This window comes from Bacillus pumilus, from assembly GCF_024498355.1.
GTDB classification, from domain to species: domain Bacteria; phylum Bacillota; class Bacilli; order Bacillales; family Bacillaceae; genus Bacillus; species Bacillus pumilus_P.
In genome coordinates, this window is record NZ_CP101833.1 from 678668 (window position 1) to 701918 (window position 23251).

General features: G+C 44.0%; 10 protein-coding genes. 6 read left to right on the top strand and 4 right to left on the bottom strand.

Annotated elements, in window-relative coordinates:
• The first annotated feature begins 8 nt into the window (after positions 1–8).
• The 3 genes from NPA43_RS03335 to NPA43_RS03345 are packed head-to-tail and all read left to right on the top strand — an operon-like array spanning position 9 to position 14647.
• Entirely contained in the window at positions 9–7244 is a 7236-nt protein-coding gene (locus tag NPA43_RS03335) for a type I polyketide synthase (RefSeq protein WP_256499368.1), read from the top strand.
• On the top strand, positions 7237–13647 hold the full coding sequence (locus NPA43_RS03340) for a type I polyketide synthase (RefSeq protein WP_256499369.1): 6411 nt from the start codon (positions 7237–7239) through the stop codon (positions 13645–13647). The genes NPA43_RS03335 and NPA43_RS03340 overlap by 8 nt, the downstream gene beginning before the upstream one ends.
• On the top strand, positions 13640–14647 hold the full coding sequence (locus NPA43_RS03345; RefSeq protein ID WP_099727358.1) for a phosphotransferase enzyme family protein: 1008 nt from the start codon (positions 13640–13642) through the stop codon (positions 14645–14647). Before NPA43_RS03340 ends, NPA43_RS03345 begins: the two co-directional genes overlap by 8 nt.
• Before the next feature lie 41 nt (positions 14648–14688).
• Here NPA43_RS03345 and NPA43_RS03350 read toward each other — a convergent pair whose 3' ends face one another.
• The 3 genes from NPA43_RS03350 to putP form a co-directional block, all read right to left on the bottom strand.
• Positions 14689–16095: an alkaline phosphatase gene (locus tag NPA43_RS03350; RefSeq protein WP_099727357.1), complete on the bottom strand. Its 1407-nt coding sequence runs from the start codon at positions 16093–16095 to the stop codon at positions 14689–14691.
• A 112-nt stretch (positions 16096–16207) separates the two neighbouring features.
• Positions 16208–16900, bottom strand: coding sequence for an MgtC/SapB family protein (locus NPA43_RS03355; protein ID WP_024424547.1), 693 nt, complete (start codon positions 16898–16900; stop codon positions 16208–16210).
• A gap of 169 nt (positions 16901–17069) precedes the next feature.
• Positions 17070–18551 carry a sodium/proline symporter PutP gene (gene putP, locus NPA43_RS03360; protein WP_099727356.1) on the bottom strand — a complete coding sequence of 494 codons (1482 nt, stop codon included), beginning with the start codon at positions 18549–18551 and terminating at the stop codon, positions 17070–17072.
• Positions 18552–18961: 410 nt separating this feature from the next.
• On the opposite strand from putP, the gene gatC reads away from it, so the two are divergent.
• Genes gatC through gatB form a run of 3 tightly spaced genes read left to right on the top strand, consistent with a single transcriptional unit; the run spans position 18962 to position 22168 of the window.
• Positions 18962–19252 (top strand): Asp-tRNA(Asn)/Glu-tRNA(Gln) amidotransferase subunit GatC, encoded by a 291-nt coding sequence (gene gatC / locus NPA43_RS03365; protein ID WP_003213898.1) that lies wholly within the window; start codon positions 18962–18964, stop codon positions 19250–19252.
• A gap of 14 nt (positions 19253–19266) precedes the next feature.
• A complete protein-coding gene (gene gatA / locus NPA43_RS03370) occupies positions 19267–20724 on the top strand; it encodes an Asp-tRNA(Asn)/Glu-tRNA(Gln) amidotransferase subunit GatA (RefSeq protein WP_099727355.1) in 1458 nt (485 codons plus the stop codon).
• Positions 20725–20737: 13 nt separating this feature from the next.
• Positions 20738–22168, top strand: coding sequence for an Asp-tRNA(Asn)/Glu-tRNA(Gln) amidotransferase subunit GatB (gene gatB / locus NPA43_RS03375; protein WP_249705260.1), 1431 nt, complete (start codon positions 20738–20740; stop codon positions 22166–22168).
• A gap of 179 nt (positions 22169–22347) precedes the next feature.
• Here the strand turns inward: gatB and NPA43_RS03380 are convergent, their stop codons facing one another.
• A complete protein-coding gene (locus tag NPA43_RS03380) occupies positions 22348–23193 on the bottom strand; it encodes a TetR/AcrR family transcriptional regulator (RefSeq protein ID WP_099727353.1) in 846 nt (281 codons plus the stop codon).
• Between the last annotated feature and the right edge of the window lie 58 nt (positions 23194–23251).

Genomic DNA, 23251 nt, shown 5'->3' on the forward strand with positions numbered 1-23251 from the left:
TGTTGCGTATGTCTGATCAAGAGCAATGGACCGAATCTGGACTTGAAATTGCAGTAGTAGGATTAGCAGGTACGTTTCCCGGAGCACCGGATGTCCAAACGTTTTGGGAAAATGTATCGCAAGGGAAGGAATCCGTTACGTTTTTCACTGATGAGGAATTAAAGGCAGCTGGTGTAGATGAGACGCTGCTAAAGCATCCTGATTATGTGAAGGCCAAGCCATATTTACAAGGTGCGGCATCATTTGATGCAGACTTCTTTGGCTATACTCCGCGAGAGGCTTCGATCATGGATCCGCAAATTCGATTGATGCATGAATGTACATGGCATGCGCTAGAAGACGCTGGCTATGAGCCTGAGCAATACGATGGGTTAATTGGCCTTTATGCTGGTGCATCTAGCAATCTATCGTGGATGGGGCAGCATATGTCGTCACTTGAAAAGAACGAAGATGTGTTTCAAATCATGCATCTCAATGACCCGTCCTTTGCTTCTCGGGTTGCCTATAAATTAAATCTAAAAGGTCCAAGTGTATCGGTACAAACGGCTTGCTCCACGTCGCTTGTTGCTATCCATATGGCCTGCCAAGGATTAATCGGTGGAGAATGTGACCTTGCGTTAGCTGGCGGTGTCACACTCCATCAGCCGCAGATTACAGGATATCAACACCAAGAAGGAATGATTTATTCTCCTGATGGCCATTGCCGACCATTTGATGAGAAAGCAAAAGGGACCATTTTTGGAGAAGGTGCAGGCGTTGTGGCGCTAAAACGATTAAAAGATGCGCTAGAAGACGGAGATTTTATTTATGCCGTCGTGAAAGGGTCTGCAACGAACAATGATGGAAGCAATAAAGTCGGCTATACGGCTCCAAGTGTCAGTGGTCAGGCAAGCGTCATTGAATCTGCTTTAGAAATGGCTGAGACAGAACCAGAGACGATTTCTTATATCGAAGCACATGGAACGGGTACACCAGTTGGAGATCCGATAGAGATTGAAGCGCTCACTCGTGCTTTTCAAACAGATCAACAAGGCTTTTGCCGGATTGGATCAGTGAAAGCCAATATTGGTCATTTAGATGCTGCAAGCGGCGTGGCTGGGTTTATCAAAACAGTCATGATGCTGCATCATCGTCAATTTGTCCCGATGCCGCACTTTGATAAGCCGAATCACCGTATTCCATTTGATCAAACCCCATTTTATGTTGGGACAAATAAAGAAGAGTGGAAGGCGTCTCAATTGCCAAGGAGAGCTGGAGTCAGCGCCTTTGGCATAGGTGGTGCAAATGCCCATGTCATCTTAGAAGAGGCAAAGCCGAGAAAAGCAAACAACCCGGACTCGTCCAAAGAATTAATCGTGCTGTCAGCCAGATCAAAGCATGACATGAAGAACATGACAAAAAACCTGAAGGAATATGTTTCCTCACATCATGAACTCTCACTTGGTGAAGCTGCTTACACCTTACAAAGTGGAAGAAGGGCCTTCCAATACCGAAAAACGTTTGTCTGTTCCACGAGGGATGAATTACTAGAGCAGCTACAAGTTCTAAACGAAGAGACTGTAGGCAGAGAAAGTGCTCTTTTCAAACGGATGAGCATGAGGTTGACTGGCTATCATGAGGCAGGCTTACGTGAATATATCAAGCTGTATGAGAAAGACCATTCTTTCAAGACAGAAGTGGATCGATTCATTAGCCTCATCCAATCCGTGTTACCTATAGAAAAAGATCAGCTGTTCCATTCAAAACAACATGGTCAAGCAGAAGTGGCTATGCTGATCATGACATCGGCTTTTGCCTATCAGCTGAGGGAACTCGGGATTGAACCAGACGTATGGATTGGAGAAGGGAGCGGGGTGTGGACAGCTTTATACGCAGCCGGCGGTCTTGAACTGACAGAAGCGGCATCCATTGTGTATCACCTTCGTGACACTCAAAAGGTGGATCAATGGCTTTCTACTTTGCCTCCAAAAACACTGCATCAGCCTGTTTACATTCAACAGACCGGTGAGGAACTGACCACCTTCCAACCATCGTCTGCAAAGCGTTTCCTTGATATGGGCCAGGCTGTAAAGCCGTCTTTGATTGAGCAGGAATCAACAGCCTTGATCATCGATCTTTCAATGAAACAAGGGATCATGGTTGAAAAAGGAGCAGAAAAAACAACCGAACCACTTGATGGAGACATCCTTCAAATCGCAGGTGTTCTTTGGGAAATGGGGGTCGACTTAGCTTTTCCTTTAACAGATGAGAAGAACAGGCAGCGTATTCCGCTCCCAGGGTATCCATTTCATAAAAAAGACTTCTCTGCACAAACAAAACCGATGGCAGCCATTGAACCGTACAAGCCACAGGAGGAAAAACGTGTATTTACATCGCTCGCTTCTTTACAAAAAGACATTCATGACATTGTTCAAACTCATTTTGGGTTTGATCAAATAGACGATGAATCACCATTTTTTGAATTTGGTGCGACATCTCTTGATATATCCCAGCTTGCAGCGAAAATATCTGAGCGAATGGATCAAAAAATTGACACCGTTCAATTGTATCGTTTTGCCACAGTGGCAAGCCTTTCTGAATATTTGTTTGAAGAACAGGCAGAACGTGAACAAACACCTGCTTCTCTCCCAGTAAAGATCACGTCGCCGGAACATACAGATATTGCAATTGTCGGAATGGCAGGAAGGTTCCCAGGGGCGTCGTCGCTAGAAGACTTTTGGCAGCGTCTTGTGAATGGCGAGGAAATGATTCACTTTTTCACAGAAGAAGAGCTCAAGAAAGCAGGGCTGGATGCGTCTGTTTATCAGCATCCGAATTTTATCGGAGCAAAAGGCCGTTTACAACATATCGAGGGCTTTGATGCAGACTTCTTCAACTATTCTGCTAGAGAGGCAGAGCTGATGGATCCGCAGTTCAGACTCTTGCATGAATGTGCTTGGGAGGCGCTTGAGGATGCTGGCTGTGACCCTGACAGAATGGCTGGGAAAATTGGCGTTTATACAGGAACAAGTCCAAATCATGAGTGGCTGACGCGCTTTGCACATCAAATGGAAGCAACAGAGCAATTCAGTGCGATGCTGTTAAATGATCGTGAGTTCTTTAGTACGCAGCTTTCTTATAAATTGAATTTACACGGGCCTAGTGTGACCATGCAGACAGCTTGTTCGACCTCACTTGTCAATATTGGCATGGCCTGTCAAGCATTATTGAATCAAGAATGTGATGCAGCGCTGGCTGGCGGTGTGACGGTCAGCTCTCCAGAAAATATCGGCTACATCTATCAAGATGGGATGATTCAATCAAAAGATGGCCATTGCCGTCCGTTTGACCAAGAGGCGAGCGGAACCATTTTCGGAGATGGAGCGGGGATTGTTCTGTTAAAACGTTACGAAGATGCCATCAGAGACGGCAATCCGATTCATGCTGTCATCAAAGGGGTTGGTGTGAATAATGATGGCAACCGGAAAGCTGGTTTTACAGCACCGAGTGTAGAAGGACAGGCAGAGGTTCTAAAAGAAACGTATGAAAAATCAGGCATAGATCCCGCTTCCATCGGTTATTTAGAAGCGCATGGAACAGGGACAAAAATGGGAGATCCAATCGAGGTATCTGCCCTTAGCCAAGTGTTCAAAGGAACAGAGCCGCTGACGATTCCAATCGGTTCTGTCAAAAGTAACGTTGGACACTTAAATAGTGCGGCAGGGATTGCCGGTCTGTTTAAAGCCATTTTGGCCATACAGCATAAAACGATCCCGCCGACCATTCATTATGAGTCGCCAAATGAGGATATTCCTTTCAAAGATACACCGTTTTATGTAAATCAAAAGGCGCTCTACTGGAAGGAAGCAGATGAGCCGAGAAGAGCGGGGGTCAGTTCTTTCGGAATTGGCGGAACGAACGCCCATATGATCATAGAAGAAGGAATACTGGTGAAGCAGAAACCAGCTTCTTTGCAAAAGCAGCTGCTCGTCCTATCTGCAAAAACGGACACCGCTTTAGCGGCAATGACGGATCAATTAAAGCACTATGTGATACATCATCCTCAAGTTCCGCTTGAAGATATCGCTTATACATTGCGCTATGGCAGAAAGCAATTTCCGTACCGAAAAGCCATTGTGCTCTCATCTGCTGATGAATGGCTGCAGCAAAAACAACTTGAAACCAATGTGTTCCGAAGCAAAAAATGGCGTAAAGCTACCTTTATGTTCTCGGGTCAAGGCGCTCAATATGCTGGCATGATGCGCGGGTTATACGAAGCAGAGCCTGTGTTCAAATGGGAAGCAGACAGGTGCTTCAAATATGTCCTGGAAACGGAACAAGTTGATTTAAAGGCCATTGTTTTTTCAGAGGATGAAACAAACCAAGACATCACAAAAACATCAAATGCCCAGCCGCTTCTTTTCATATTCGAATACGCATTAGCAAAGCTGCTGCAGCATAGCGGCGTTGAGCCGGAATCGATGATTGGACACAGTATTGGCGAATACGTTGCCGCTTGTTTGTCAGGTGTCTTCTCACTGGAGTCTGCTTTAACACTCGTGATGGCAAGAGGCAGAATGATGCAAGGCATGGAAAAAGGCGCCATGCTTAGTGTGCAATTACCGGAGGCAGAGCTTGGCTCGATGATCGATGAATCGCTTTCCGTTGCTGCTGTCAATGCAAAAGACCTTTGTGTCGTCTCTGGGCAGGAAGAGCATGTCAACGCTTTTGAAAAGAAGCTGCAAGACAAAGGGATTGTCACAAGACAGCTCCATACTTCCCATGCCTTTCATTCTTACATGATGGAGCCGATGCTGGAGGCGTTTCATCAATTCGTAGAGCAAGTGGAATTGCATGAGCCGACGATTCCGTTCATCTCCAATGTGACAGGCACGTGGGCGACAAGTGAAGAGGTGATGACAGCATCTTATTGGACAAATCACCTTCGTGGAACCGTTCGTTTTCATGCTGGCTTGTCTCAGCTATTCACCGATGAAGTACGAGCTTTCATTGAGGTAGGACCTGGAAACAGCTTGACAGCATTAGCGAAACGTCATGAAAACAAAGAGTCTCATCATGAAGTGCTGAATATGGTGAGACATGCAAGGGAACAAGCGGATGATCATGCGTATTTCTTAAAACGAATAGGAGAGCTATGGGCAGGAGGCTACGAGGTCAAGACGCAGCAAAGTCCAACTCAAGAGGAGCGTCAGCTTATCTCGCTGCCAACCTATCCATTCGAGCGTAAACGATATTGGATTGAAGCAGGGAAGCCGGCTTCTCCTCCGCAGCTATCAGCTCATAAGGAAACGAAGAAGAAAGAGATGGGAGAATGGTTCTACCTGCCTTCATGGGAGCAGCAGCCGCTAGAACCAGTTTTCGAAAAAGAAACAGAAGAACAAACGTGGCTCATTTTCAGGGAACAGAATGCCTTTCATGAACTGTTTACACAATCATTCAATCAACAAGGAATCAAGGCCATTTCTGTCACAAAGGGTGAAGCTTACCAAGAGCAAGGTCAATCGTTTACGATCAACCCGGCAGAAGGCCAGCATTATCGAAACATGCTAGATTCATTGTCTAATAAAGGTGTCAATATCACTCGTATTCTGCATTTATGGGAAGCTGCAAAAGAAGATGACATCGCGAGTCGTCAAACCGCTTTTCAGGCACATATTGAAAAAGGCTATTACAGCTTAATTTTCTTATCTCAAGCCATTGCGGCTCAAAAAAATATTCGAGAATGCCGTCTGTTTACTGTCACTAGCGGGATTCAGCCAGTCACAGGGCATGAGACGATTTGTGCAGAGAAAAGTGCAATGCTTGGACCATGTAAAGTCATTTCACAGGAATACCACCATATCAAATGCTGGAATATCGATGTGGAAGACGTGCCAGACATGATGTCTTGGAAGGAACAAACACTTGTCGATCTCATTGTGCAGGAAATCATGCAGCCTGGAAAGGACCAGCTTGTGGCGTATCGCAATCGTCAACGCTGGGTGCAGAGCTACAAACGTATGCCGCTGCAAAAAGAAGATGGCCTTCCGAAGATGATCAGACCAAATGGCGTGTATCTCATCACAGGTGGATTAGGAGGCATCGGATTTGTTCTATCAAAGATGCTGGCGAAAGAAGGAAATGTACATCTTTATTTAACAGGAAGAACGGCATTGCCGCCAAGAGGTGAATGGGCGTCATACGTTCATCAAGAAAATGCGGATGAAGCGCAGCGTACGAGAATTGAGAAAGTACTCGAGCTTGAACGATTAGGTGCAACAGTTGAAGCGGTGCAGGCGAATGCGGGAAATCTTGATCAAATGAAGCATGTATTTGAGGCCATTCGTCAAAAACATGGCGGCGTTCATGGTGTGTTCCATGCGGCAGGATTACCAGGGAGTACATCCTTCCGAGCGATCAAAGATATACCTTCTACACTTGCGCAGGGAGAGGATCAATTCCAATCAAAGGTGAAAGGGCTCGATGTGCTGGAGCAGCTGCTAGATCAAGAGCAAGCGGATTTTTGTCTCCTCTTTTCATCCATTAGCGCATTGCTTGGGGGCTTAGGATTCTCTGCTTACTCAGCGGCCAACTTATATATGGATGCATTTGCAGCTAGAATCAATCAACATAGTCAAACCCCGTGGATGTGTGTGAACTGGGATGCGTGGAATTTCTGGGGTGAGCTAGAATCGACAATTGGAGAATCGATTAATGAGCTTGCGATTTTACCAGAAGAGGGTGCCGAGCTGTTCCAATATGTTCTTTCTAATCGACAGAATCGTCACATGCTCGTGTCCACAGGTAGTCTTGATGAACGGATAGATCAATGGCTTTCACTAGAGCCTAAGGCAGCAGAGAGTGAGGATTCATATGAGGTGTCTAAGCACGAAAGGCCAGAGCTGAGCAATCCATATGTGGCTCCTCGAAATGAAACTGAAAAAGCGATCTGTCAAGTATGGCAGGACTTTATGGGCATGGAGCAAGTGGGCATTCACGACAACTTCTTTGATCTTGGCGCAAGTTCACTGGATATTGTTCAAGTCACCAATCGGTTAAATCAAGCACTTCAAACAAATGAAGCGGTTGTGACCTTGTTTACGTACCCATCTGTCGCAGAGCTTGCGAAATATATTAAGCCTTCTGATGAATCGAAGGAAGAATCGATGGAAGAAGAACTAGCCGTCGTCACATCAGGTGATCGAAGAGCTCGTTTTAAACAGCAACGGAATAAAAGATTGAGAGGCGGAATCGAGAATGAATGATACAACGAATCACTATCATGGCGCAGAAATTGCTGTTATCGGTCTTGCAGGTCGTTTTCCAGGTGCCAAAAACGTAGAAGAGTACTGGGAGAATCTGAAAAAGGGAAAGGAAACAATCTCCTTTTTTACAGAGGAAGAATTACGGCGTGAAGGTACAGATGAAGCCTTATTGAAAAACCCCCGGTTTGTGAAAGCAAAAGGAATGCTTGATGATGTCGATTTATTTGATGCGGATTTCTTTGACTATACACCAAAGGAAGCGGCTATGATGGACCCGCAGTTCAGACTGTTTCATGAATGTGTTTGGACGGCGCTTGAGGATGCTGGGTACGATCCGTTTGAATATAAAGGTCAAATTGGCCTCTATACAGGTGCAGGAATCAATACAGAATGGGTCATGAGAGCGCTTCAAGGGGCTGCTCAGGGTGAGGACTCGAAAACACTGGAAGCCGCTGTTCTCAATATGCGTGACTATTTGGCGACGATGATTTCATATAAATTAAATCTGAAGGGACCGAGCATGGTGGTGCAAACCGCCTGCTCGACCTCTATGGTGTCAATTCACTTAGCTGTTCAGGCTTTATTAAGCGGAGACTGTCATATGGCAGTTGCAGGCGGCGTGTCCATTCGTCTGCCGCAAAAATCGGGCTATCTGTATCAAGAAGGTATGATCCATTCATCTGATGGACATTGCCGCGTCTTTGATAACAAAGCCGATGGAACCGTTTTTGGTGATGGTGCAGGAGCTGTCATTTTAAAAAATTTAGAGGATGCCATTGAAGACGGGGACCACATTTATGCTGTCATTAAAGGATCTTCTATTAATAATGATGGAAATAGAAAAGTAGGGTATACTGCGCCGAGTACAAAAGGCCAAGTATCAGCGATTAAGACAGCACTTCGAATGGCCGAGGTGGATCCTGAAAGCATTTCTTACATTGAAGCACATGGGACCGGAACAACGCTCGGAGACCCGATCGAAATTGAAGCACTCAAGCAAGCGTTTGATACAGATAAAAAAGGCTTTTGCCGCATTGGTTCTGTGAAATCAAATGTTGGTCATTTGAATGATGCTTCAGGTGTCGCCGGTTTTATTAAAACGGTCTTAAGCTTAAAGCATCAAGTGATTCCGCCGACGATTCATTTCGAGACGCCGAATGAAAAAATTGAATTTGCCGATTCACCTTTCGTTGTGAACACAGACTTGACACCATGGGGCGAGCAGGCAGCTCCTCGCCGGGCAGGTGTAAGCTCATTTGGAATTGGTGGAACAAACGCTCATGTCATTTTAGAAGAAGCACCGAATACACGTGTAGCAGCAGATAGCGCAGATGACAGTGAGCTTCTTTTATTATCTGCAAAAACACCAGCAGCCCTTGAGAAAATGACGGACCGCCTTGCCGACTATTTGCTTCAGCATCAGCAGCATGTCCGTTTAGCGGATGTCGCCTATACGCTCCAAACAGGACGCCATCATTTCCCGCATAAGCGTGTGATTCTTGGAAGTGACACAGCTGACATGTTACAAGCGCTGAATCAAAGGTCAAAAGAGGTGGTCAAGACGGCCAGTTCTCAAACATCGAGCCGGCCTGTCGTCTTTCTTTTCCCAGGCCAAGGATCTCAATATGTGGACATGGGGCGTCAGCTTTATGACAAGTATCCAGTCTTTAAGGAAGCGCTGGATCAATGCTTGGAGCAATTCAAACAGCATGTTTCAGTTGATTCATTCAGCATTTTATTTTCAACAGAAGTAAGTGATGACCGTCAGCTGATCAACCAAACAGAATATACGCAGCCGCTCCTGTTTAGTATTGAATACGCTTTGGCTAAATTGTTGATTCATTTTGGGATAAAGCCGCAGGCGATGATCGGTCACAGTATTGGAGAATACACAGCAGCTGCTGTGTCTGGTTTACTATCTGTAGAAGATGCCATAGATCTCGTGTCTTACCGTGGACAACTCATTAGCCAGCTTCCGAAAGGCTCTATGCTGAGTATTCCTTTGAGTGAACAGAAGGTGCTGCCACATTTGACAGATGATCTTTCACTCGCCGCAGTAAATGGTCCTGAGTTATGTGTGGTGTCAGGCGAGACTGCAGCCATTGATGCACTCGCTGAGAAGCTAGAGGCTGCTGGACATGGGTGCAGAAAGCTTCACACCTCTCATGCCTTCCATTCGAGTATGATGGATGACATCCTCCCATCATTCAAAGAAAAATTAGCAGAGTATCGATTGAATGCACCGTCTATCCCGTATATTTCTAACGTCACGGGTACGTGGATTGAAAATGAAGCGGTGCAAGACCCAGCATACTGGGCCGATCACTTGCGGCAAGCGGTCCGTTTCCGTGATGGGGCAGAGACATTATTAACGGAGCTTGATCCCATTTTCATTGAAGTCGGACCGGGGAATACGTTAAGTGCCTTTATTCGCCAAGCCGCTAAGGAACACCATCAGCAGCCGATTCCATTGATGCGTCACCCGAAAGAAGAGGCAGCAGACGACCGCTACCTGCTGGGCAGGCTGGGTGACATCTGGCTTCAAGGAGTGCCGGTTGACTGGACAAAATTAAGACAACACAAATCAATTCAAAAAGTATCCCTGCCGACCTATCCGTTTGAACGACAACGATATTGGATTGAAAAGGTAGATACATCAGCACTCTCTTCGTCTTCAGGTGTGCAAATGGTGGTGCCGAAGGAAAACAAGGGGCAGGAAATAGAGGAAAACAATCAAGGCAAAGACGCAGCAGCGAGCGACATTGAGGCAACACTAAAGCGGATGTGGAAAGACATTTTAGGAATCGAAAAGGTGGAAAGGGACGATCATTTCTTTGAGCTTGGCGGACATTCGTTAAATGCGACCGGTCTGATTTCTCAAATTCACAAAGAGTTTGGTGTAGAACTTACGCTCACAGACATGTTCAACAATCCGACGATTGAAAAGCTACAAGCATTCATCGAAAAGGCAGAGAAGCATCAATATTTCAAGATTGAACCAGTGGAAAAGAAAGACACGTATCCATTATCTGCTGCTCAAAGACGGACGTTCCTCATTCATCAGCGTATTGGTCAAGTGACCTCATACAACATGCCGATGGCACTAAGATGTAAAGGTGAAATTGACGTCGAGCGTTTTGAGCAGACCTTCAAGCAATTAATTGATCGTCATGAAACCTTGCGAACGACCTTTGAATTAAAAGATGGAGAACCGGTTCAGCGGGTCCATAATGAATACCAGTTTGCTGTTGAAATGACAGAGGCGAAGGAAGAGGAATTAGAAGCACAAATCGATGAATTCATTCGCCCATTTGACTTAAAGGCTGCACCATTGATCCGTGTGCGTTTTGTGAAAATCGCAGCAGATGATCATCTCTTATTAGTTGATATGCATAATATTGTGGCTGATGGTGCGAGCATGAACATCTTTATTAAAGAATTTACTGAGCTTTATCGAGGGGAAGCCTTGCCTGAACTTACTGTTCAATATAAGGATTATGCAGAATGGCAGGATCAGTATTTCCGCAGTGAGATGTTTCAAAAGCAGCAGAATTATTGGAAGGAGCAAGTGGGCTCAAACGTTCCAACCTTGACGATGCCATATGATTTTGAACGGAAGGAACAATCCTTCTTAGGAAGAGCGATCAAATTTAATATTGAACCGCACATCGTCGAAAAAATTGAACAGCTCGCTGAACGATTTCAGCTGACAAACAATGTCATCTTGTTCCAGCTATATGGTCTGCTGCTCTCACGTTATGCCGATCAGGAGGAGCTGATTGTCGGTTCTCTTGTTGCTGGAAGACGTCACGCAGATATTGAACATACAATTGGCATGTTTACGAACTTCCTGCCAATTAAACTAGACATGGTACAAGATGTATCCTTTACAGAGCAATTGGCTCAAACAAAGCAAGTCCTGCTTGATGCTTATGATCATCAAGAATATCCATTTGATCAAATGGTCGAGCATCTAAATCCAAAAACAAGACCGCATCGCAATCCATTCTTTGATACGATGCTCATTTATCATAATGAGTACGATCCAAATATTAAAATTGAAGCGGATGGACTGACCTTTGAAACGCATGAGTTTGCTAAGGGAATTTCCAAGCTCGATATGAAAATGGATGTTGTCAGAGAGGTAACAGGCGAGTTAAAGTGCGTTCTTCAATACAATCTTGCTCTGTTTGAACATGAGACGATGCAAGCTTTCGTGAAACACTTCCAGCACTTGGTCGAACAGGCTGTTCAAGCACCTGATCAATTGCTCAAGGATTTTACTGTGCTTTCAGAGGAAGAAGAACGATTGGCAAAAGAGAAAAGAGAGCGTGCAGAGAAAAAAGCACCACTTGTGCTGACAGTCAGCTCCACGTTTACGGCAGATCCAGTCGCTCCTTACATTCAGTACTGGGCTAAGCAGTTTGATGTGCAGCTCGATGTTCAATTTGCACCGTATGGGCAGGTCTATCAGGAATTGTTAAACGAACGCAGTCTCATCTCACAGAAGAAAAATGGAGCCAACCTTCTACTCATTCGTTTGGAGGATATCACGGGTCCAGCTCATCTATCACTTGAAGAAAAGAAAAAGCTGGCCTCAGAACATGCTGGAGAGCTTGCCAACGTTCTGAAATTAAAAACGAAACATAACCTATATTTTGTTGGCATTTTGCCAATGAGTACTGCTTTTAAAGACACCCTGCAAGACGTGGAACAAGAGTGGATCGCCCAGTTATCTGAGATGAGCGGCGTTCAGTTAATCGACTGCCGCCAGCTTGCTCAGCAATATCAGATTGAAGAGATTTTTGATGAAAAAGGAGAGCAAGCCGCGCATCTCCCATTCACTGAAGCCTTTTGTGGAGCAATTGGTACAAAAGTCGCGCGAGAGATTGTTGCATGGCAAGGTGCACCATTTAAAGTAGCGGCCATTGACTGCGATCATACACTTTGGAGAGGTGTCGTTTCAGAAGACGGCGTGGAAGGCATCGAGATCACGCCAGAACATCAAATGCTCCAGCGCTTTTTAAAACAAAAGCAACAAGAGGGGATGCTGCTTGTCCTAAGCAGCAGGAATAATGAAGAAGATGTGTGGCGTGTGTTTGAAAACCACCCGGATATGATCTTGCAAAAAGAGGATATTGTCGACTGGCGGATCAATTGGGAAAGTAAACCGGACCATCTAAAAGAGATGGCAGATTCACTGAACCTTTCATTATCTCAGTTTATTTTCTTAGATGATGACTCAGCGCAGTGCTTGCGTATGAATGAAGAGCTACCTGAAGTGATGACACTGCTGTTACCTGCTAATGAAAAAGCCATTCCGTTATTTACCCAGCATGCTTGGGCATTTGACCGCTATGATGTCACCGATGAGGATAGAGGGCGGACAATGAGCTATCAGGCTGAAAAAGCGCGTCAAAAAGAGCGAGCAGAGTCGCCGTCAATGGAGCAATTTTTAAAAGATTTGAATTTGAACATGAGCGTAACAGAATGGGGAGAGCAGCACCTTGCCCGGGTGGCTCAGATGAGCAGTCGCATTAACCAATTCCGTTTAAATGATCAGCGCTTTGATGAACAGCAGCTGAGAGAGCGGATGGAGAATGAGCATGTTCAAGGCTGGATCATTGAGGCAGCGGATCGCTTCAGTCATGAAGGGATTGTAGGCGCCATCTTGGCACATCATGCGAATGAAACGTTGAAAATTGATGCATGGATGCTGAGCTGCCGTGCTCTAGGGAAAGGGATTGAGCAAAAATGTCTGACATGGCTCGCTGAATACAGCCGTCAGCACCAACTTTCTACCATTGAATTTACGTTTGCATCTACTGGACGTAATCAGCTATTCAAGTCATTTATGGAAGAGCATCAGATGCAGGAGATTGAGGGTCAGCAAACATATCGAATACAAGTGGAAGAAATCGGTTCATTGAGTGATCACATTCAAATCGTCAATCAACTGTCATCTCGTCAGCACTCAGCTGGAGAAATAGAGGATCACACGATGAAGGCAGCAAGTCATCCCGCTTCGGAAGCTTATACATGGGAAACGGTTCAAACAGATCAAACATTGCACAGCGGCTATGTGAAGGCTCTAAAGGTGCATGATGAAGAAGGTCTTTGTTCATTATTAAAGACGGAACATACGCAGGCTGATGGACTTTACGTACAGCCAACCAATGAACGTGAGGCCTTACTTTTAGACATTTGGTGTGACATTCTTCATGTGGAAAAAGTAGGAATTGACAACGACTTTTTCGATTTAGGAGGAAATTCTTTACTTGCTGTCAAAATGGAAGTAGAGATTGAAAAGAAGGGTTGGTATGTTGATGATTTGAATTTTGCTGAAAAACACACCATTCGCGAATTAGCAAAATATATGAAGAGGGAGAATCAGCATGCATAAAGATGTAAAAGCCATATATGACGAATCGAAAATTTTAGATGAGGCAACTCATTTATACGGGGTCCAGCGAAGTGACATCCACTTTATCGCAGATGCAGAAAACTATGTGTATGAAATGAAAAAGGACGGAGAGTCTTTCATTTTAAAAATTACTCATACCATCCGCAGATCACCTGATTATATTTTAGGTGAAATGGAATGGCTGCATCACTTAGCGAAGGGCGGTCTTTCGGTTGCGAAACCAATTGCTTCATTAAATGGCCGTGATATCGAGCAAGTAGACGATGGGCAAGGCGGTGCGTTTTTGCTTCGAGTCTATGAAAAAGCACCAGGCCGAAAAGTTGAAGAGGCAGACTGGAACGATGAATTATTTTATGCCCTTGGACAATATACAGGCCGCATGCACAAGCTGACAAAAAGCTATCAGCTGTCAGACCCACGCTATAAAAGACAAGAGTGGGATGAAGAGGAGCAGCTTAAGCTGCGAAAATATGTACCAGCAGATCAGACGCTTGTGTTCGAACAAGCGGATCGATTAATGGAAAAGCTGGCAAAGCTCCCGAAAAATCAGGATACGTACGGATTGGTTCATGCGGATCTGCATCATGGAAACTTCCACTGGGATCAAGGGAAAATCACGACCTTTGATTTCGATGATATTGGATACAACTGGTTTATGAACGACATCAGCATTTTGCTATACAATGTCTTGTGGTACCCAGTGATTCCATACGAAGACAAAGCTGCTTTTGCAGGGAACTTTATGAAGCAGTTCCTTAAAGGATATCGTGAAGAGAATGAGCTTGGGGATGAGTGGCTCGCCTACATTCCTGACTTCCTTCGCTTACGTCACATGCTGATCTATGGTTTGCTGCATCAAGCCTTTGATTTGGCCACCCTCGGAGAAGAAGAGAAGGCTATGCTCGCTGGCTTCCGCTCCGATATTGAGCAAGCAGCACCTATTACGACGTTTGACTTTACAAAGCTAAGTCAATCTTAAAACGAAAATCCCCGCCTATGTGTTGAGGCGGGGATTGTTTTTTATGGGCGATATGCGGATGGCGATTCAATCATTTGAAACAGGTTTTTTCCTTGCTTTGTATTATCAATCCAGCCCTGAAATGCTGCTTTACCTGGCCCGTATGCATAGACAGGGACATCCTCACCTGTATGGGCAAAGGTTGTCCAGCCTGTGAAAGAACGCTGATCAAAGATACGTTGAATACTGAGTTGGATCGTACTGGCCTTCCCTGATTGTGCCGCTTTTTCTACCTGTGAGATTTCTTCTTCTGTGAGTGAGACATCAATATAGGTGTGAAGTACATCACGTACTGATTGACCACCTGCGATTTTCTTTGCCATATACACAGGCGTTTTCTTTGCAGCTAGGATGGGCGCTGGGTCCCATTTATAGCCGGTCTCACTTGTCATACCATCTGCGCCAAAAGAAAAACCGCCAGTCGCATGATCTGCTGTGATGACCACGAGGGTTTCTTGATCTTTTTTAGCGAATTGAAGTGCCGCTTGGACCGCTTTCTCAAAATCCTCCATCTCACTCATTGCTCCGACAACATCATTTTCATGTCCAGCAGAATCAATGGTACTGCCTTCAAGCAGCATAAAAAAGCCATGCTGATTGTCCTGATTTAATTGGGTCAGTGCTGCCTGCGTCATGTCTTTTAAAGTAGGCACATGCTTCGGACGGTCGATGGCTCGATCTAGCTCATCGTCCTGAAATAAGCCGAGCATTTGCTTTGATGATTGAGATGTTAAATCATCTTTCGATCGAAGAATGGCATACCCGCTCTTCTTAAATGCTTGAACAAGATCACGGTCTTTGCGGTCAAAGTATTGCATGCCGCCACCGAGAAGGATATCGACTTTGTGCTCTCCGTTGATTTTCTCATCAAAAAAGTGGTCTGCAATTTGTTCTTTGTTTTTTCGGGAGACGTTATGTGTGCCAAAAGCAGCCGGTGTTGCATCGGTGATATCAGATGAGACGACAAAGGCTGTTTTCATTCGTGCTTCCTTTGCTGCTTCAACGACGCTTCTAAGAGGTTCTTTTTCATGATTGACGGCGATAGCATCATTGTATGTTTTTTTTCCGGTTGCCATGGCTGTGGCTGCGGCAGCTGAATCAGTAATATTATCTCGAGGATCATCTGGATGTGTCGTCTGCATCCCGACTAAATAAGGGTCCCAGACAGTCTGTTCTTTTGAAGAAGAATGCTTTTCCTGCTTGAATGTACGGTAGGCTTTGATCACGGGCATCCCCATCCCATCACCAACGATAAAGATGATGTTTTTTGGTGTCTTTGTTTGTTTTTTGTCTGCTGCATTCGTTGATGCGGGAGTGACATAATGTGAGGTGAAGATGACAGCTAGTGCGAATACTGCCAGAATACCAGTAAAGAGAAAAATGCGATTTTTACGATCCATTGAGCCCATGAGAAATCCCCTTTTATCATTTATTTCATATTTTGTATTTTATTTGAATGCGAGCTGTGGTTCAACCCCTTATCCCATAAAAAAGGTGATGAGACTTTTGTCTCATCACCTTTTACACCGTATCACACTTCACGCCAACAACGCCTTCTAGATCTTTAATATCAAAGTACACATCGGTTGTATATCGGTCTTTATGCACACGAACGCGTACTTCCATGATCGGATAGTCCTTTTCCTTTAAATCATCAATTCGAACAGAATGAATGCGAATATTGAGTGCTTTCATTTCTTTTAAAATGTCTGTCATCCGGTTTCGATCAGAAAGTGACATCCTGATGCGGATTTCTTTTTCCTGCAGGCGGATCGGCCCGATTCGCTGGAAGAGCCATGGTAAAAATTCGACACTGATCAGAATAAAGAAAAGACTGAGGAAGGCTTCTTTATAAAAACCTGCACCTGTTGCAACCCCAAGTCCTGCTGCTCCCCAGATCATCGCGGAAGTCGTGAGACCTGAGATGACATCATTGCTTTTTCGCAGAATCACACCTGCTCCAATAAAACCAACACCAGATATAATTTGCGCCGGTAACCTGAGTGGGTCCATTTGAAGCTTAGAGACTCGAGGGAAATTGTAGGCTGCATCAATGCTGATGATGGTTAATACGCAGGAGCTGACAGCAATGACAATACACGTTTTTAAGCCGAGCGGCTTTTTCTTAAGCTCGCGTTCTAGACCAATGATCAGCCCGATTAAGGTGGCCACGGCTAATTTTAAGACAGTATCCCATTCAATTGTCCAAAACATGCGTATCGCTCCTTTCACTTCATGTACGTTTCACATCATGTATATGATCTTCTCACAGCCCATATGGCTGCACAACTTCTATTTTATTCAGATTCCAAAGAAAGAAAAGCTTTTTATTTAAATGAAAAAGAGAGTCATCCGCATAAGGCAGATGACTCTTCATTTCTTGTTATTTTGTTTCGTCTTCAAGATGATTTTCCATTTTGGTAAAAAGCTTCTTAGAAGCTTTAGACGGTTTATTCGTGAAGAGGCTGACAGTAAGAGCAGTCAAACCACTTAAAATAAATCCTGGAACCATTTCGTACAATCCAGTTGTGTTATTCAAGCCTGTTGAAATCCACACTAGGACGACAACAGCCCCCACAACCATTCCGGCTAAAGCGCCATGATGATTCATTCGCTTCCAGTATAGACACAATAAGATCACTGGTCCGAATGAAGATCCAAATCCAGCCCAAGCATAGCCGACAAGGTCAAGAATGGTATCACTTGGGTTTAGAGATAGACAAAGGGCAACAATTGCAACGACTAGTACAGACATACGTCCAATCATCACAAGCTCTTTGTCAGAAGCCTTTCTTCTAAAGAACGTACGGTATAAATCCTCTGTCATTGCACTTGCAGTGACAAGCAGCTGAGAAGAAATTGAACTCATAATCGCAGCTAAAATGGCAGAGAGTAAAAATCCAGTAATATATGGATGAAATAACACTTTAGAAAACACAATAAAGATAGTTTCAGGGTCTGCCAAAGTGGTGCTTGTTTCATGAACATAAGCTACACCGACTAAACCGACAGATAGTGAGCCAATGACAGACACAATCATCCAGCTCATACCGATACGACGTGCTGGCTTTAAATCTTTTACAGTCGTAATCGCCATAAATCGAACAATAATGTGCGGCTGTCCAAAGTAACCAAGTCCCCAAGCGAGGAAGGAAATAATGCCAATGACGCTCGTTCCTCTAAAAATATCAAGCAATTTAGGGTCAATCTGTTGAATATCATGGAACGTGGCAACAGGTCCACCTAATTGAGTAAAGGCAACGATCGGCACGAGCACTAAAGCTAAAAACATAATGGCGCCTTGAACGAAATCAGTTAAACTAACTGCCAAAAAGCCGCCGAATAGTGTATACAAAATGACAATACTAGAGGTTAAGATTAAGCCAAACATATAATGAGTTCCAAACGCTGATTCAAATAAGCGTCCGCCTGATACCATACCTGATGAGGTGTAAAGCGTAAAGAAAATCATAATGATGACTGCTGAGACAACTTTCAATAAAGTAGATGAATCTTCAAATCGTTTGTCAAAAAAGTCTGGAATGGTGATCGCATCATCAGCAACCTCTGTATACGATCGCAAGCGAGGAGCTAAGAATAAATAATTTAAGTAAGCCCCACTAATTAAACCAACAGCAAGCCATCCAGATGAAAGACCAGTTGTATACATAGCGCCTGGAAGTCCCATAAGCATCCAGCCACTCATATCAGATGCGCCAGCAGATAGAGCCGTCACATAAGGACCTAGCCCACGTCCGCCTAACATATAATCGTTTAAGTCATTTGTTTTTCTAAATGCATACCAGCCAATAGAAAGCATTCCAATAAAATAAATAGATAAAGAGATTCCAATTTCAATACTCATGTTTCCATATCACCTTTTTCGTATTAATTTGACATCACCTCATTCAAAATATACACAGAACATCCGATTGGTCTGTCTGCTCACTGCTATGGTTACTTAACCTATCAGAGTATACCCAAGTGATCAACCTTCTTAAACCTCTCCACTTTTATGAAAAAGTGCACGGATCGGTGATAAGCCTTTATGTGTAAGCGTTTACAAAAATAAATAAAAGTAAAAATTTTCTGAAAAATAAAAGCCGCCTAATGAATATTTTAGTCACTGGTTGGATGACGATGACGGTTCAAGAGAAACAGCCTTTCACCGCACCCGCGTAAAGTTGCTTTAGAACAGTAAAATTTGATATGATAAAGTGTATATGACTTATGATCATGACTATCAACACGCATCATTTTTGGAGGTGAACCTGCATGTCAAGAATTTCAATAGAAGAAGTAAAGCACGTTGCGCATTTAGCACGGCTTGCCATTACAGAAGAAGAAGCTGAGATGTTTACAGAACAGCTTGATAGCATCATTTCATTTGCAGAGCAGTTAAACGAGGTAGATACGGAAAACGTTGAACCAACAACACACGTATTAAAAATGAAAAACGTCATGAGAGAAGATGTTCCGAATAAAGGTCTTTCCATTGAGGCAGTCATCAAAAACGCGCCTGATCATAAAGACGGCTATATTCGTGTGCCATCAATTTTGGACTAAAGGAGGCCCGAGACATGTCACTGTTTGATCACAAAATTTCTGAATTAAAAGAGCTTTTACATAAAAAGGAACTGTCTGTTTCTGATTTAGTGGACGAGTCTTATAAACGAATCAATGAAGTAGACGGGAAAGTACAAGCATTCCTTGCACTGGACGAAGAGAAAGCACGTGCGTATGCAAAGGAATTGGACGAGGCAGTTGGTGAAAAGGACGAGCTTGGACTATTGTTCGGTATGCCAATCGGTGTGAAAGATAACATCGTGACGAAGGATTTACGTACAACAGCATCAAGCAAAATCTTGCAAAACTTTGATCCAATTTATGATGCAACCGTTGTGAACCGTCTAAGAGAGGCGGAAGCTGTCACAATCGGTAAATTAAACATGGACGAATTTGCGATGGGATCTTCTACAGAGAACTCAGGCTACAAAGCAACGAAAAACCCATGGAATTTGAATACAGTTCCGGGTGGATCAAGCGGTGGATCAGCTGCATCTGTTGCAGCAGGTGAGGTACCATTTTCTCTTGGATCAGATACAGGCGGTTCCATTCGCCAGCCGGCATCATTCTGCGGGGTTGTTGGTCTTAAGCCGACATATGGCCGTGTATCCAGATACGGTTTAATCGCATTTGCTTCATCATTAGATCAAATTGGGCCGATTACGCGTAATGTAGAGGACAACGCATATGTTCTTCAAGCGATTTCTGGCGTCGATCAAATGGACGCAACAAGTGCAAATGTCGATGTACCAGATTTCCTTTCTTCATTAACTGGCGACATCAAAGGTCTTAAAATTGCAGTGCCGAAAGAATATCTTGGCGAAGGCGTTGGCGAGGAAGCAAAAGAGTCTGTTCTCAAAGCGTTAAAAGTATTAGAAGGACTTGGTGCGACATGGGAAGAAGTGTCTCTTCCGCATTCTAAATATGCGCTTGCAACTTACTACTTACTGTCTTCTTCTGAAGCATCTGCGAACCTTGCACGCTTTGACGGCATCCGCTATGGCTACCGTACAGATAACGCAGACAATCTCATTGATTTATACAAAAATACACGTTCTGAAGGCTTCGGCGACGAAGTGAAGCGCCGCATCATGCTTGGCACATTCGCTCTAAGCTCAGGATATTACGATGCGTACTATAAAAAAGCACAAAAAGTCCGTACATTGATCAAAAAAGACTTTGAAGATGTGTTTGAAAAGTATGATGTCATTGTAGGACCAACAACACCTACTCCTGCATTTAAGATTGGTGAAAAGACAAGCGATCCACTGACGATGTACGCGAACGATATTTTAACGATCCCTGTTAACCTTGCAGGCGTTCCGGGAATCAGTGTGCCTTGTGGATTTGCAAACGGTCTTCCGTTAGGGCTGCAAATCATCGGCAAGCACTTTGACGAAGGAACAGTTTACCGCGTGGCTCACGCTTTCGAGCAAGCAACAGATCATCATAAAGCAAAACCTGAACTGTAAGGGGTGAACCAGAATGAACTTTGAAACGGTAATTGGACTTGAAGTCCACGTAGAGCTAAAAACACAATCAAAAATCTTCTCAAGCTCGCCGACACCTTTTGGTGCAGCTGCCAATACACAAACAAGTGTCATCGATCTTGGTTATCCTGGCGTACTGCCTGTACTGAACAAAGAAGCGGTGAACTTTGCGATGAAAGCCGCAATGGCGCTGAACTGTGAGATCGCAACAGACACAAAATTTGACCGTAAAAACTACTTCTATCCTGATAACCCAAAGGCTTATCAAATTTCACAATTTGATAAACCGATCGGTGAAAACGGCTGGATTGAAATTGAAGTAGACGGCAAAACAAAACGAATTGGTATTACCCGTCTTCATTTGGAAGAGGATGCAGGTAAACTGACACATACAGGCGACGGTTACTCACTTGTCGATTTCAACCGTCAAGGCACACCACTTGTTGAAATCGTATCTGAGCCAGACATTCGCACTCCAGAAGAAGCGTACGCTTACTTAGAAAAGCTAAAATCTATTATTCAATATACAGGTGTATCTGACTGTAAAATGGAAGAAGGCTCACTTCGCTGTGATGCCAATATTTCTCTTCGCCCAATTGGCCGAGAAGAGTTTGGAACGAAAACCGAACTTAAGAACTTGAACTCGTTCGCTTTCGTACAAAAAGGGCTTGAATTCGAAGAGAAACGTCAAGAGCAAGTATTGCTTTCTGGCGGTCTGATCGAGCAGGAAACACGCCGTTATGACGAAGCGTCTAAAAAAACGATCCTTATGCGTGTCAAAGAAGGCTCGGATGATTACCGCTACTTCCCAGAACCGGATTTGGTGGAGCTGTACATTGATGATGAATGGAAAGAGCGCGTCAGAGCATCGATCCCAGAGCTTCCAGACGAGCGCCGCAAACGCTACATCGATGAGCTTGGACTGCCTGCATACGATGCGATGGTTCTGACGCTGACAAAAGAAATGTCTGATTTCTTTGAAGCGACCATTTCAGAAGGTGCAGAAGCGAAGCAAGCATCGAACTGGCTGATGGGTGAAGTATCTGCCTACTTAAACGCTGCTCAAAAAGAGCTGGACGATACAAAACTAACGCCTCAAGGGCTGGCTGGCATGATCCAACTCATTGAAAAAGGAACGATTTCCTCTAAGATTGCCAAAAAGGTATTCAAAGAGCTCATTGAAAATGGAGGAGACGCAGAAACAATCGTCAAAGAAAAAGGGCTTATCCAAATTTCTGACGAAGGTACTCTGCTCAAACTTGTCACAGAAGCACTTGATAACAACCCGCAATCCATTGAAGATTTTAAAAATGGAAAAGACCGCGCCATTGGTTTCTTAGTCGGACAAATCATGAAAGCATCGAAGGGACAAGCAAACCCGCCGATGGTCAACAAGATTCTTCTCGAAGAAATCAAGAAACGCTAAATGGCAAAAAACCGTCTCAGAGAAGAGGCGGTTTTTTTGCTTGAAATGACAGGGTCGTATCATAGATTCAGACCACCGCCGTATATCAATTCGGAGATTCTTTTCTTATAATGAAGCATAAGCGAAAGACATATTTGAAGGGGATCAAGGTGAACTAAATTGAAAAACGGCACGTAATGTTATTGAAGAAACAGCTTCAATTGTTCCACTACTCTTAGGACGGCAGGGTCCTCACACATGTCTAAATTTGTCAGCATCCCTTGAATGACCGGCTTACGAGGCTCATCTTTCGCCAGTTCTTCTTCAATCACTTCGATAGATACGAGCGTATCGTCAGAAAGAAGATGCTCAAGCTTTAACAATCGAAGCTCCTCTTGAAGAGAAACGGCACTCGGCGCTTCATCCTCCCAAATGGCTTGATTCAGAATCGGCTTGGTCTTAGAACGAAGCAGTCCTTGAACCAAATCATCAAACCGATCGAGAATAAAGGAAGAGAGCTCATCAAATGATAATTGGATATGATCTTGTAAAAGTAGTAACTGCACATATGATTGAATGATCCCTTGGGTCATGACTGACAGGTCAGTTATATAAGGTTCAATCTGTTGTCCATAAGTAGCCAAGAGGGAAATTTGTATTTCATCATTCATTTGTTTTTTCACAGTTTTAGAATGCTTTTTAATTTGCTGATTTTCCGGAATAATGTTCTCGCTGAGGATCAAAATGATAAAGTCCTTGTTCTCGGCAAAATGCTGGAACTGTTCAGCGATTTGTTTCTGAAAGATCTCTCTAGGCGCAAGATGTTGATTTTCTTTTCGAATCTTTTCAATACTTTGCATAGAAGTGTCGATATAATATTCAAACGCTCGATTGAAAAGCTGTTCTTTTGATTTGAAATGCAAATAAAACGCGCCTTTCGATATTCCGCACTCATCTGCAATTTCCTGAATGGTCGTAGAAGAAAAACCCTTTTTCGCAAACAACTGGATGCTTGCTTTAATGATTTTTTCTTTTTTTTCGTTCATGAAATAAGGCCCCTTCAGCTTTAGAATGTTACGTCAAACGCAAGTGAAATGGTTGACG